The 13,222-nt window shown below is 49.2% G+C and carries 11 protein-coding genes; 3 read left to right on the top strand and 8 right to left on the bottom strand.

What is annotated here, in order from left to right; all coding sequences use genetic code 11:
- Nucleotides 1-842 precede the first annotated feature (842 nt).
- The 8 genes from QZQ29_RS06540 to QZQ29_RS06505 all read right to left on the bottom strand — a co-directional run bounded on the left by QZQ29_RS06540 (nt 843) and on the right by QZQ29_RS06505 (nt 9,101).
- The gene (locus QZQ29_RS06540) at nt 843-1,709 is read right to left on the bottom strand and encodes a transporter substrate-binding domain-containing protein (protein WP_296961407.1); all 867 of its coding nucleotides are present in this window, start codon (nt 1,707-1,709) and stop codon (nt 843-845) included.
- 732 nt (nt 1,710-2,441) lie between these two features.
- The gene (locus QZQ29_RS06535) at nt 2,442-3,458 is read right to left on the bottom strand and encodes an alpha/beta fold hydrolase (RefSeq protein ID WP_296961405.1); all 1,017 of its coding nucleotides are present in this window, start codon (nt 3,456-3,458) and stop codon (nt 2,442-2,444) included.
- 471 nt (nt 3,459-3,929) lie between these two features.
- Entirely contained in the window at nt 3,930-4,667 is a 738-nt protein-coding gene (fabG, locus tag QZQ29_RS06530) for an SDR family NAD(P)-dependent oxidoreductase (protein ID WP_296961402.1), read from the bottom strand.
- Between the two features lie 10 nt (nt 4,668-4,677).
- The gene (locus tag QZQ29_RS06525) at nt 4,678-5,493 is read right to left on the bottom strand and encodes an amino acid ABC transporter ATP-binding protein (protein WP_296961399.1); all 816 of its coding nucleotides are present in this window, start codon (nt 5,491-5,493) and stop codon (nt 4,678-4,680) included.
- A gap of 2 nt (nt 5,494-5,495) precedes the next feature.
- Nucleotides 5,496-6,215, bottom strand: coding sequence for an amino acid ABC transporter permease (locus tag QZQ29_RS06520; protein WP_296961396.1), 720 nt, complete (start codon nt 6,213-6,215; stop codon nt 5,496-5,498).
- Between the two features lie 8 nt (nt 6,216-6,223).
- Nucleotides 6,224-6,928: an amino acid ABC transporter permease gene (locus QZQ29_RS06515; RefSeq protein WP_296961393.1), complete on the bottom strand. Its 705-nt coding sequence runs from the start codon at nt 6,926-6,928 to the stop codon at nt 6,224-6,226.
- Between the two features lie 274 nt (nt 6,929-7,202).
- Complete coding sequence (locus tag QZQ29_RS06510; protein ID WP_296961389.1) at nt 7,203-8,075, bottom strand: transporter substrate-binding domain-containing protein; 873 nt, start codon at nt 8,073-8,075, stop codon at nt 7,203-7,205.
- A gap of 15 nt (nt 8,076-8,090) precedes the next feature.
- Nucleotides 8,091-9,101, bottom strand: a complete 1,011-nt coding sequence (locus QZQ29_RS06505) for a uroporphyrinogen decarboxylase family protein (protein WP_296961385.1) — start codon at nt 9,099-9,101, stop codon at nt 8,091-8,093.
- A 1,398-nt stretch (nt 9,102-10,499) separates the two neighbouring features.
- Here QZQ29_RS06505 and QZQ29_RS06500 point away from each other — a divergent pair.
- The 3 genes from QZQ29_RS06500 to QZQ29_RS06490 are packed head-to-tail and all read left to right on the top strand — an operon-like array spanning nt 10,500 to nt 12,812.
- On the top strand, nt 10,500-11,201 hold the full coding sequence (locus QZQ29_RS06500; RefSeq protein WP_296961382.1) for a nucleoside recognition domain-containing protein: 702 nt from the start codon (nt 10,500-10,502) through the stop codon (nt 11,199-11,201).
- Nucleotides 11,191-11,694 (top strand): YjiG family protein, encoded by a 504-nt coding sequence (locus QZQ29_RS06495; protein ID WP_296961378.1) that lies wholly within the window; start codon nt 11,191-11,193, stop codon nt 11,692-11,694. The genes QZQ29_RS06500 and QZQ29_RS06495 overlap by 11 nt, the downstream gene beginning before the upstream one ends.
- 23 nt (nt 11,695-11,717) lie before the next feature.
- Nucleotides 11,718-12,812 (top strand): amidohydrolase, encoded by a 1,095-nt coding sequence (locus tag QZQ29_RS06490; protein ID WP_296961375.1) that lies wholly within the window; start codon nt 11,718-11,720, stop codon nt 12,810-12,812.
- Nucleotides 12,813-13,222 lie beyond the last annotated feature (410 nt).

The raw sequence follows: 13,222 nt of genomic DNA, 5'->3' as shown, positions 1-13,222 counted from the left end.
GTCTCCTTAAATAGCTCGCTATTCGCGTCGACTGATTCCTTGCATTGAATAAAAATACAAGAATGAAATCCGATAACGATTTAATCAGCACTTCCCTAGTGGGCGGGGTGGCATGCAGCGGGCAGCTGTCCCGCTGTCATTTCGACCGGAACGAAGTGGAGTGGAGAAATCTCCTTTCTCAATGGTATGGGCACCATAGCGGCCGGAGATTTCTCGGCTCAGAGTTTCAATGAGCCTAAAGCCTTTACCACCCATACCGCCATGCAGCTCCGCTCGAAATGACATGGCGGCAGGCTGCTTACGGTCATTTAGATAGGGCGCCGAATACCATATACGCCCCCGCCGCCCACTTGTCATCCTGAGCGAAGCAAAGGACCTTGGTACATGGCGTCAGTGAGACAGATATTGTTACATACCGGTGGGCGGGGTGGCATGCAGCGGGCAGTTGTCCCCCTGTCATTTCGACCGGAACGAAGTGGAGTGAAGAAATCTCCATTCTCAATGGTATGGGCAGCATGGCGGCCGGAGATTTCTCGACTCAGAGTTTCAATGAGCCTAAAGCCTTTGCCACCCACACCCGCAGGCAGCTCCGCTCGAAATGACATGGCGGCGGACTGCATACGGTCATTACGAAAGAGCCTGAATACCCCAGGCGCCCCCGCCGCCCCCAGTCATCCTGAGCGAAGCGAAGGATCTCGGTACATGACGTCAGTGGGGCAGAGATTGTTACATACCAGTGGGTGAGGTAGCATGCGTCAGGCTGCATCCGGTCATGTTCACCGGAATGAGGAAGAGGGGAGAGTCCCCCTCTCCCCTCTATATAATACATATATAATATGAAATTATTTACCTGCGTCCTTCAGCTGGTCGAAGAGGTTCCGGTGATACCACTTTTCAGAAATCTTCTGGAGCGTACCGTCTTTGGACAGTTTTTCCAGGGCCGCTTCGATTTCATCCGCCAGTTTCTGTTCATTCTTATTGACGATGACCACGGTTTCGTTCACCTTGATAGGCTTGTCCAGAGCCACGATTTCAAAATTCATGGCTTTGGCAATATCTTCAACCCCCAGGTTATTCGGGTATACCAGGGCATCATACTGGCCGTTTTTCAGAGATGTAATCCGTTCTGCCGGAGTGAGGCCGTCCTGGATGGGCACTTCCTTCATCATGTTGTCATGGGCTGCATTCCAGTCGGTGAGGACTTTGTAAATGCCGCCGTTAGGCGTATTGGGCACCAGTTTACCGCCGCCTTTGATGACATCTTCCAGGCTGTGGTACTTCTGGGCATTTTCCTTGGACATGTAGACCATGACGGAAGAAACGCCGATAGGCGTCTTGGGAACGATGTAGTCCTTTTCGCGGCGCGGTGTACGGTAGTATCCGCCGGAAGCCACCTTGGCATCGCCGGATTCCATCATTACATCCTGGGTTTCCGGCGGAACGGCCTGGATATCCAGATGGTAATCCTTCAGGTTTTTATTGACTTCCTGCCAAATATCGTATTCATAGCCCTGGAGCTTGCCGTTTTCATCAGCCCAGGAAAGGGGCCTTTCCGTGCTGGAAAGCACCAGTTTTACGGAAGTTTTCCCATCGGCCGCTGCAGCTGCCTTGGAAGAAGCGGCCTTCTGGTCACCGCCGCAGCCGGCAAAAATACCTGCCGCCAGAAGAGATGCCAGTGCTACGGAAGCGATTTTTACAGATTTTCTCATAAAGATTTCCCCCTTATTATGATTTCATTCAAAACAAAAAGTCTCCCATCCTTTTCAGGACGGGAGACCCGTGATTCCACCTAAATTCATATATCCGTCGCCGGACATACCTTCGTGAGTTCTATCAAACCCCTGCCCTGTATCGGGAGCCCCCGGAAAAACCTACTGACCTTCAGCCTTCCAAACTCAGAAATGCACTTCACCACCCTATCCGTATCCGCTCCCACTCTCCGGACTCGCTTCACCGTTTTCAGTATGGCTACTCTTTTCTTCATCGTTTTCTATTGATATGTCTACTTTATCATGGATAAAGGCTGTTGTCAATACCCGCCTTGGCGGGTATTGACAAGGTTCTAAGGATTGACCGGCCTTCGTCCGGAAGGTTCTTAGGTTTGACGGGCCTTTGGCCCGAGGGTTGTTGTGGCGGCTTCGCCGCAGTTTAAGAAGGGGGCGCGGCTGACGCCGCAGGTTGTGTAAAAGGGTTGTGTTCGCTTCACTCAAGGGGGCGACGGCCCTTTGGGCCGAAGGTTGTGGTGGCGGCTCCGCCGCAGTTTAAAAAGGGGCGTGGCAGCACTGTGTTTCATTGCGACAGGAATCTTTTTCGCGGGAGATTTCTCGACTTCGCTCGAAATGACAGGGAAGCGTGGTACCATTGAGATTCATGGCGACGGTCAGAAGGCATTGGATAACCGACATTCTGCCATCTATCTTCTATCGTCTGTCTTCTATCGTCTAATTTCCCAGTCCTTTTTCCTCAATCCACCGATCCATGATTTCTGCAATTTCTTCATTGTTCTTATCTTCGAAGAGGAAATGGGTATTTCCATAAATGCCTATGTCCGGCAGGTGCAGGACTTTGGCGTCCCCACCGTGGCGGTTGATGGTTTTCGCCATAAGGCGGGCCTCCTTAAGACGGACTCTCCAGTTATCTTCCCCGCCATGGGGGCTTGGCGTTTCGGGTATGTTGTCGCCGAAAATCATAAGGATGGGGATTTGGGTGAGCCTTTCAAAATCACTCTCCGAAACGGCCACGCCCTTCAAAGGGCCAAAGGGACTGGATGATTCCAAAGGCGGCGGTACTTCTCCTTCCGGAAATACGAAGCCCACTCCCGGCTCCAGGGCAATGATGCCTTTGATTTTATTATTCTTTATTGCCGCCAGCCATCCTGGAGAACCTCCCTGGGAGTGGGTAACAAGAATGGTATCTCCTGCCCGATCTACAGCATCCGAAAGGACAGAAGCAGTCAGCTTTGGATCAAAGGCTCCCGTATTGGGCGTTACCTTTCTCCAGAACTGGTTTTCCGCCGTTTCTCCTTGCGGAATCTGCACATTTTCAAAATAATGAGGATAATGACCAAAGCGGAAAATATCAAACCACAGTGCTTCATCCGCTGTAGGTGTTATCTTCCCTTCTATCCCGCTGCTTCCGGCTCTCCCCCTCCTGGGCTGGTCCATAAGGTATACTTTGTAACCTTTACGGAGAAAAATCGTTTGAAAACCTTCTCTTCCATCCGGCGTAGTTTCAAAGCCAGCGCCGCTCTGTCCAGCGCCATGAAGGAAAAGGAGCGCATTCTTTCGGGCATTTTTCGGTATCTGGTAAAACACATATCCATGGTCCACATGCTTTTCCTGCCCCTCCGGAGACAGGGCATGGGATTCATCATAAGTACCTTTCTCATGGATCATGGTACCGCCGGCAGCAAAGCTGCCCTGCCCTTCTATAATGAGAGGTTTTCCAAATGATTTCATATTTCATTTCCTTTCAGCACAAAACAGGAACTGCAAAGGGTTCCCTGTTCGACATGGTACCATTGTGTTCCATTCCGGCAAGAAACTGTTTGCGGATAGTTTCCTGTCCGGCTTGGCTCCACCCTGTTTCATTGCGGCAGGAAACTGTTCGCGAAGGGTTTCCTGTCCGACTTGATACCATTGCGATTCTTACCGACAGGAAACTATTCGCGAAGGGTTTCTTGTCCGGCTTGATATCATTGTGTTTCATCTCGATAGGAAACTGTTCGCCGGGAGATTTCTCGACTTCGCTCGAAATGACAGGGGCACGTGGTACCACTGTACTTCATCGCTGCAGGAAACTGTTTGCGAAGGGATTCTGCTCGACATGAAACTGCTGTGTTTCTTACCGACAGGAAACTTTTCACCGAGGAGGTTTCTCAACGCCCCTTTGTTTCACTCGAAATGACAGTGGGCGGGTTGGCAGCAGATTCAGTTCATGTACAATCCGCCGTTCACATCCAGGGTGGTGCCGGTAATAAGCCGGGCGTCGTCGGAAGCAAGGAATGCTGCAGCCGCTGCTATGTCTTCCGGTTCCGCCACTTGTCTTAAAGGAATGGAAGAAAGATTGATGCTCATTTTTTCTGTCATCTGGGTGCGGACAAAGCCCGGCGCTATGGCATTCACATTAATATGCTTCGGCCCCAGTTCCCGAGCCAGGGATTTGGTGATGCCCTGGAGGGCGGCCTTGCTGGCCACGTAGTCGGCAGAGGTGGCAATGCCGCCCACTTCACCGGCCAGGGAGGCGATGTTTATGATTTTACCGCCTTCCTTGGCAAGATAGGGAATCACCAGTTTGGTGGCATAAATGACGCCATAGAGATTGACTGACAGGGTTTCTTCCCAGTCTTCTTCCTTTACTTCCGTGAAGGGTGTGGAAAGGCGGCAGATGCCTGCGTTGTTGATGAGAACGTCAATACGGTGGAAATGGGAAATAGCCGCTTTGACTCCCTCTTCCACCGATTTCTTGGATGAAATATCCACTACATAGCTTTTCACGGGAACGCCGATGGTGTCCGTGATTTCTTTTTCCACCGATTGATTGTCCTTTTCATTTCTGCCGAAAAGGATGATGCCGCTTCCTTCGGAGGCCAGGCGGAGGGCGATAGCCCTTCCTATGCCCCGGTTGCCTCCGGTAACGAGGCTCACCTTATTTTGAAATCGTTTCATAAAGTCCTCCTTATGCCATATTGGGCAGAACACCGGGAATAGGCGCAGCCACGGGAATGGGCTCCGGCGTTTCTTCCAATTTCCCGGGCTCCCGGTCCAGGATGCGGCGCAGGAACTGCCGGGTTCTTGCTTCTTTCGGCCTGGTGAAAATTTCTTCCGGGCTTCCTTCTTCCACAATGACGCCGCCATCCATGAAAACCACCCGGGTAGCGGCTTCTCTGGCAAATTTCATTTCATGGGTCACCACCACCATGGTAACGCCGTCGGCAGCCAGTTTCTTCATCACAGAAAGAACGCCGCCCACCAGTTCCGGATCCAGGGCAGATGTGGGTTCATCGAAGAAAATCACATCCGGTTTCACTGCCATGGCCCGGGCAATGCCCACCCGCTGCTGCTGGCCGCCGGAAAGCTGGGAAGGATAGTAATCGGCCCGGTCCGCCAGGCCCACTTCCTGCAGTGCCTTTCTGGCAATGGCTTCCGCCTCTGCCTTCGGCATCCCCCGGCCCACGGTAAGGCCCAGCATAATGTTCTGCAGGGCCGTTTTATTGGCAAAAAGGTTGTAGTTCTGAAATACGAAGGCCGTATGTTTCCTCACCCAGGCAATATCTTTCTGTTTTGCCCTGTGAAGGTCCAGCTGTTTATCGCCGAAAACCATGGTGCCCTCGTCCGCTTTTTCCAGGAAGGTCAGGCTTCTTAGAAATGTGGTTTTCCCGGATCCCGAAGGTCCCAGAATGACAATGACATCTCCCCTGTTTACCTTCAGGTTCACGTCCTTCAGCACTTCCTGCTTACCGAAATGTTTTTTCACATGAGATATTTCAAGCATATTTACCCCTCCAGTCCGGCATGGCGGTACAAGCCCACATGCTTTTCAAAAATTTTATAGAGTACCTGCACCACCGTGCAGACGATCACATAGAGAACGAATACTTCCAGATACGCTTCGATGTAGTTATAACCGAAGGAAGCCTGGATCTTGGCTGCCGCCATAATATCCTTGATGCCCATGAAGAAGGCCAGGGACGTACCTTTAATCAGGTTCACCGTAAGGTTGCAGATATTGGGAAGGGCGGACGTCAATGCCTGGGGAATAATGACCTGCACATAGGTCTGGAAACGGGAAAGGCCGATGGTGAGGCCCGCTTCCATCTGTCCCGCCGACACACTCAGGATGGCAGAGCGGAATACTTCCGACAGAAGAGCTGTGGTATTCAGGGTAAAAACGATGATGGCATACCATAGAGGATTCACGCCATGAAATACATCAAAAGAGCTGCCTGCCGCTTTGAAGGCAGCATTCAGAAGGCTGGGGAGCAGGGTATACATGAGAAGAATCTGCAGTACCAGCGGCGTGCCGCGGATAAAGGACACATAGAGAGCAATGACCTTTTCTCCCCACCCTTTGGCACCGATTCTTTTTTGAGCTATCAGGAAGGCCGGCGCCAGGGAAAGCAGCAGCACCAGAGCCGTAAGAAAAAGGGTTACCGGAAGAGCCTTCAGAAGGAAAGGCAGGGCATGCTGCATAAATGAAAAATCAAGTTCCATCATTTTCCTCCTTATGCTTTCAAACGTCCGCGGTCCAGGTAGGACTCCATGCGGAGAAAGGCCTGTTCAATCACAAGGCTGAGCCCCCAGTAAATGAGGAGGCATGCCACATAGAGCTCAATGCCATAGGCACCATAATTTTTGGCAATAATCAGATTTGTCCGTCCCAGAAGATCGATAAGACCGATGGTATAGGCCAGGGCGCTTTCTTTCATCAGATTAATCACGGAATTCCCAAAGTTAGGAAGAGCAATCACCGCAGCCTGGGGAAGCATCACCCGGAAAAACGCCTGCTTCGGTGACAACCCTATGGTCACCGCTGCTTCGTACTGTCCCTTATCCACCGTTTCATAGGCGGAGCGGAACACCTCTGACACATAGGCTCCAAAGAGAAGAGTAAAGGTAATGATGACAAATACGGCTCTGGACAAATCATCCAGGTCTATGCCAAATTCCGCTTCCATGAATTTCGGCAGGCCGTAGAACACAATGAAAAGAAGGACAATAGAAGGTGTGCAGCGGATGATATAGGTATATCCATCCGCCAGAGCACGGATCACCTTATTTCCCGACAGCTTGGCCCAAGCCAGCAGCATGCCCAGTATAGATCCTGTCAGAATGCTGGTCACCCCCACCACCAGCGTCACCGTCAGGTAAGGAAGAAGGGCCGGAATAGATGTAAAGATAATATCCGGACTAAATGGTCTGGTCTGCATGAAAAACACCTCCTGTTTATTAGGAAAATAGTGTTCTAGTGTACTAGTGAGCTAGTGGAAAAACGGCTGCTTGGCGTCTGAAGGTTGTAGTATTGCCGTTTCGCAGCAGGTTTTAGTCTCCTTCCTCAGGCAGAAGTCCTACAGAAGACTTATGCCTGAGGAAGGAGCCGCCTGCGGCGGCTTTTCCATCGTCCGAAGGGCGGTTATATGGTTTTATCATAAGGGTGCCCTCTATGATTTAAAGGGCACCCGCTTTCACCCTCTAAACTTTTGATTACTTCACATCAATGAGCTTGCTCACTTCTTCACCGAAGTATTTCTTTTCCAGTTCTGCAATCTTGCCTTCCTGTTTCAGTTCGCCCAGGGCTTTGTCTACCTGTTCTGCCAGTTCTTTATCGTTCTTGTTGATTACCGTGTAGGTTGGAATGGCTTTATAGCGGAAGTAGCTCAGTTTGTCCTTGAAGTCCTTGTACGGAGCATCCGGGGCTTCTACGTTTTTCTTGTAGGCCAGTTCGATGGCAAAGTAGCCGTCGTATCTTCCTTCCAGCACCCAGGTGTAGGCATCGGCTACCTGGAAGTTTTCAGAGGCTTCCAGTTTCACCGGATGGTCCGGATGGGCGGCGTTGTAATCCTCAATGACCTGGTACTGGGCATTCTGTGGAGCAATGGGCACCAATTTCTTTCCGGCCTTGGCAAAGTCATCCAGGTTTTTGATGGTATTGGCATCTTCCTTGCGGATGGTGACACCGATGACGCTGGCGGCGATGTTATTTTTCGGGAAAATGTATTTCTTTTCCCTGGCCGGTGTCTTCCAGGCGCCCTTGGTGCCGATGTCGTATTTCCCTGATTCCACGCCGATTAAGAGGTCATCGTCCGAGGTAGGCACAAACTGGAATTCGTACTGCGGCAGTTTCTTGGCCACTTCCTTCATCACCGCCACTTCCATGCCGTCGGATTTGTTGTTGTCGTCTACGAAATCATAGGGGAAATAGTGGGGCGTGTGGGCCACTTTTACGATTTTCTTGCCGCCGTTTCCGGAAGCCGCCTTGGCGGAATCGCTCTTATTTCCGCCGCATCCTGCTGCGGTGAGCGCAATACCGACTGTACCTGCAATGAGTGCCGCTTTAATGATTGTTTTCAGTTTCATTTGAATCCCTCTCCTTTATTTCACGTATCTGTCTGCCGCTTCACGAACCCATGCCAGATGGTTTACATCGGTATCCCGCGGAATGGTGCAGTCAGCTCCCAGGACTACGCCGGTGGTGCCGGCTTCATCCAGAATTTTCTTTGTTTCCTCTTCGATTTCTTCTTTATTTCCTGTATAAATGACATCCTTTTCTGTCTGGCCAAAACCGCCAATCACCGCTTTGCCATGGAAGAGTTCCTTCCCTTCCTTCAGGGGAACCCCTTCCACCTTAGCGGCCCAGTTCACTGCTTTGAACGGATAATCTCTGTACCATTCCAGATGGTTATGGAAACCGTGGTATCCGCAGATATGAAGGATATTGCTGCCGCCGGCTTCATTGGCCGCCTCCAGAATCCGGATTTCATAGGGCGCCACCAGTTTTTCATAAATTTCTTCGGTAAGCCTGTCATAGCTGATATTGTTGACGGAAAGGTAAATCCCGTCCACGCCGCCTTCTTCGATGAGGGCTTTTGCCAGATCTGCGTAGTTTTTGGAAATCACGTCGAATACATGGGCCGTTTCTTCCGGATATTCCTGAAGCCAGGAAGCGATGTCCACCGGAGGGCCAATGGCAGCCTGCATGAATTCAATGGTTCTTGGCACAGCGAAGAGATTGTAGAACAGGGGCACTTCCTTTCCATAAAGGGAAACCAGCTTCTTTGCATAGCCGATTTGGAAACGGAACCAGTCCGAATCCCTGCCCAGCGGTTTCATATCCTTCAAATCCAGTGGAGAGGAAAGGGGCTTTTTCAGTTCATCGATGGGATAGCTGAAATAACCATCCGTCATAATCTTAATGAGGTCCGGCTGGAAGGCTTTGTAGAAATCGGCCTGCCCTGCCAGCACCTTGTCCGTCAGCTCCGGATGGGCGAAGGCGTCTGAACCGATTTCGTCTCCCAGGAAATGGTGCCAGAATCCCACCGGCACCCGGTCTGCTTTTTCATTATTGAAAACTTTGGCGATTAAATCTCTTCTGCTCTCTGTCATGTGGTAACTCCTTTTTTATGAAAGTTTCTTGTTTCCGGTTTTTTTCAAGTATGTAAGATGAGCTGTTCTTAAACATCGGCGGTTTCCATTCATGGCTTGAACCTCCTGTATATAAAAAAGACCCCATCCAAAGGGACGAGGTCTCGTGATTCCACCCAATTTCACCGGCCTTTCACAGGCCAGTCTCAGCGGCACCATTTGGTGCCCCGGCTGTATCGGGCCGCCCGGCAGGACCTACTTCTTTCAGCCCTGCAGCTCAGAAATGCACTTCCCCTTCCTATCCGTATCCGCTTTCACTGTCCGGACTCGCTTTTCCGTATTCAGAAAGGTACTCTTTTCTTCATCGCCTGCTGTGAAAAATGTACTGTGTAAAATATGTCCCCGGGCCGGTTAGGCCCGGGACATGGTGGATACAGGCCTTATGGTCCTGCTCCTATTTCTCTGCTCAAGGTCATCGCGCTCCTTCGAATCGGGTCATGGTACCCGTTCTACCGCTTTTGGCGGAGCCTTTCCGATCCCTGTCAGTCTGTAACCTTACTTCTTGTAAAACTGGTGAAACGCCGGAGAAGAGATGCCCAGGAACAGCAGGCAGCCAGCCAGACCCCATTCCAGTTCATTCAGTTTCTTAGCAATCAGTCTGCCCATTCCTTCTCATCCTTTCTTCCTAGAAATCAAAAAGCTCCCGTCCCATAAGGGACGAGAGCTGTGCTTCGTGTTTCCACCCAATTTCATATGCCCGTCACCGGACATACCTTAAGAGGTTCTATCAAACCCTGGCTCTGTATCGGGAGCTCCCGGGAAGACCTACTACAGTTCAGCCTGCCTAACTCAGAAATGCACTTCAGCACCCTACCCGTGTCCGCTTTCACTCTCCGGACTCGCTTGGCCGTCATCGGTATGCCTACTCTTTTCTTCATCGTTTTGTTGTGAATACTGTACCACCGGAGGTAGAAAATGTCAAGAGAATTTTTTAGGATTGGTGCTCGCACAAAAGCAGCGACAGTACATGTCAAAGCGATATACAGATTAGGGAAGAAAAACCGCATTGATAATATTTCTATTTCCGGTTATTAAAGATATCAAGCGATATAATAATTGATTTGATATACCTTTAATTCTTCTATACCTCTGAGAGATAGCATTATACTAAAAATGTATCATTAGGAAAAAGCACTTGACAAGAGTATACGTATACTTTAAATTAAAAGGCACCTTCTATCTTCAAGTTAATATTAATGACAACGGCGTCACACAAAAACTTACATTCCTATAAAACTGTGAGTTTTCTCGTGTGGCCTTTTTCGTGTCCGGACAGGAAAAGGAGTTGACTACATTTCCGGCTTTTTTACGAAAACCATGAGCATAAGATAGAAAATTTTATATCCAGGAGAACTGACTATGGAAGAAAAGAAAAATGAACAAACACCAGGTAATGATGAAAGAGCCCAAAAATTCACTGCGCTCCCAAAATTTACAATAGGTGGAATCGTCGCCTTGATTCTTGGAATTCTAATATTTGCCGGAGTTTTTGCCCATATTCAGGGTTACGAGTGGCTTAAAGCCTTCGACTACAGCACTTTAATCGGTAAATTCGGTACCATGAAAGACCCGGCAAAAAATACATTCATCGGTGCAGGCGGTGTCAGCGCCAGGGCCGGATTCTTATTTGCTCTTTCCCTTATTCCCTCTATTATGCTTGCCATTGGAATTGTAAATGTGCTCCAGCATTATGGTGCTTTATCCGCTGCACAGAAGCTGATGACTCCTTTATTTAAACCACTGATGGACGTTCCCGGCTTGGTCGGTCTTACTCTGATTACTGATTTACAGAGTACAGATGCAGGAGCCGCCCTTACAAAGGAATTATATGATTTAGGACTGGTAGATAAAAGAGAAGAAACTATTATTGCTGCCTGGCAGTATTCCGGTGCAGGTATGATTAACAATTATTTTGCTATCGCAGGCGCAGTGTTTGGCTTCATGGCATGCCCTATACTGATTCCATTAGCCATTATTTTCGTTATGAAATTTGTAGGCGCAATCATTTGCCGCATCGCTTTAGATACAATTTACAAAGGAGACTTCAAGCATGACAACTGAAGCAGTCAAAGTAAAAGAAAAAACTCCACAGAATAAGCCTAATGTATTTGATATCTTTATTGAAGGCGCCCGTAAAGGCTGGACCATCGGTACCCAGAATCTGGTGCCCAATATCATAATGGCTTATGTTCTTGCTTATATTCTCAATATCTTAGGTGTTATGGATTTCATCGGACACTGGTTCGGTCCGGTTATGGCAATTTTCGGACTTCCTGGTCAGGCCATTGTTGTTCTCCTCACTACTTGGCTTTCCTGCTCTGCTGGTGTCGGGATTGCTGCATCCTTTTATTCACAGGGAATTCTTGACGGCTATCATATTTCCATCCTTATGCCTGCCCTGCTTTTAATGGCATCGCAGATTCAATATATGGGACGACTTCTCGGCACCGCTGATATCCCTAAAAAATATTGGCCCATGCTTATGCTTATAAGTATTTTTAATGCGGTTATCGGCATGTTTATCATGAAGATATATATGGCTATTTTCGGCTAATCACTATTTAGGAGGCAAAAATTATGGATGATGTATTTAAATATTTCGAAGATTTGCATAAAATACCGGAAATCGGCATGCATGAATTCAAGACTTCTGCCTATATTGCAGATCATCTTAAAAAGATGGGCTACGAGGTACATGAACACATTGGTGGTGGTACCGGTGTAGTTGCCATTTATGACAGTGGTAAACCCGGTCCCGTCCTTGGCCTTCGTGCTGATATGGATGCCCTTGGCACTAAAGACGGCGGCGCTGCTCATCTCTGCGGCCATGATGGTCATATGGCCATGCTTCTTACTGCTGCCGGAATCATCAAAGAACAGAAGCTGGTCCATAAAGGCAAATTGAAAATCCTTTTCCAGCCTGCAGAGGAAACAAGTGAAGGTGCTCTCTCTATGCTGAAAGGCGGTGCTATTGATGATATTGACATTCTCATTGGCATGCACGGAAGGCCAATCCAAGAATGCCGTGTAGGCCAGGCTGCTCCAGCCCTATACTACAGTGCAGCTACTCATATACGTTACGATATCATCGGCAAACAGTCCCACGGTGCACGCCCCTATCTCGGCGTTAGCGCACTGGATGCAGCCTGCCTTGTCGTAGCTGCCGCCAACGCACTCCGCTTTGATTCTAATGTTGTTTACAATCTTAAAGCTACGCAAATTCATGCAGATGCAGGCGTCCCCAATGCTGTCCCAGGCAATGCTACCGTTACCTTCGATCTCCGTAGCCAGAGCAATGACGTAATGGACCTTATGATAAAGAGATTAACTACTGCCGCTAAAAACGCAGCAGCATCTATTGGGGCTGAAGCCGTAGAAAATATCCTTCATCGCACACCGGCTTCCATCATTACTCCAGAAGTAACTGACATCATCGCTGAAGTAATCAAAGAAGAACTTGGACCGCAGGCCCTAATTCCACCTATTACCACCGCTGGCGGTGAAGACTTCTTCTGGTATCCCAAAGAGAAGCCTGAACTGAAAACAGGCTTTATCGCTCTGGGTGAAGATGCCCAGCCTGGCCTTCATGATCCAAATATGCATTTCGACCACTCCGCCCTGCCAAACGGCGTGAAACTTCATGTTGGACTTGTAAAGAAAATTTTAGGATAACATATAGAAACGGACGGATTTATCATCCGTCCGTTTTATATTGAATCAAAAACTTCCTATGCCAAAAACAGAAACGCCTATCAGGGGAGTATCGGAGCAGCATCGGCTTAATGGCAGAGTCTCGTTTTATAAGAATTTTCAGCCCCTACTGCGTCCCAGGATTCCTAAATAGCTCGCTATTCTCGTCACCCTGCTCCTTGTAGGGGCTGAAAGTTCAAGAATAAAATCAGACAGCCATCAAGCCGACGCTGCCCCACCAGGTAAGTTCAACCAGTAGATACGGCGTCCGCGCCTTGGCCCTCCTACATACGTAGGTGCTGCTCGGAACATGGACGGTCGGGAAAGCCATGGGAAGGCCCTTTTATGTGCAGACTAAGGGCCAACTTTTCCCGACTTGCGTATCCTATGCA

This window comes from uncultured Dialister sp., assembly GCF_900538805.1.
In the GTDB taxonomy this organism is placed as follows: Bacteria; Bacillota; Negativicutes; order Veillonellales; family Dialisteraceae; genus Dialister.
The sequence above is the reverse complement of the archived record's forward strand: the minus strand, read 5'-3'. Positions and strand labels throughout refer to the sequence as shown.

Coding starts and splice junctions, on each gene's coding strand:
- QZQ29_RS06515 (WP_296961393.1), bottom strand. CDS start 6,928: ATGCAGACCAGACCATTTAGTCCGGATATTATCTTTACATCTATTCCG.
- QZQ29_RS06525 (WP_296961399.1), bottom strand. CDS start 5,493: ATGCTTGAAATATCTCATGTGAAAAAACATTTCGGTAAGCAGGAAGTG.
- QZQ29_RS06540 (WP_296961407.1), bottom strand. CDS start 1,709: ATGAGAAAATCTGTAAAAATCGCTTCCGTAGCACTGGCATCTCTTCTG.
- QZQ29_RS06520 (WP_296961396.1), bottom strand. CDS start 6,215: ATGATGGAACTTGATTTTTCATTTATGCAGCATGCCCTGCCTTTCCTT.
- QZQ29_RS06495 (WP_296961378.1), top strand. CDS start 11,191: ATGACAACTGAAGCAGTCAAAGTAAAAGAAAAAACTCCACAGAATAAG.
- QZQ29_RS06510 (WP_296961389.1), bottom strand. CDS start 8,075: ATGAAACTGAAAACAATCATTAAAGCGGCACTCATTGCAGGTACAGTC.
- QZQ29_RS06500 (WP_296961382.1), top strand. CDS start 10,500: ATGGAAGAAAAGAAAAATGAACAAACACCAGGTAATGATGAAAGAGCC.
- fabG (WP_296961402.1), bottom strand. CDS start 4,667: ATGAAACGATTTCAAAATAAGGTGAGCCTCGTTACCGGAGGCAACCGG.
- QZQ29_RS06535 (WP_296961405.1), bottom strand. CDS start 3,458: ATGAAATCATTTGGAAAACCTCTCATTATAGAAGGGCAGGGCAGCTTT.
- QZQ29_RS06505 (WP_296961385.1), bottom strand. CDS start 9,101: ATGACAGAGAGCAGAAGAGATTTAATCGCCAAAGTTTTCAATAATGAA.
- QZQ29_RS06490 (WP_296961375.1), top strand. CDS start 11,718: ATGGATGATGTATTTAAATATTTCGAAGATTTGCATAAAATACCGGAA.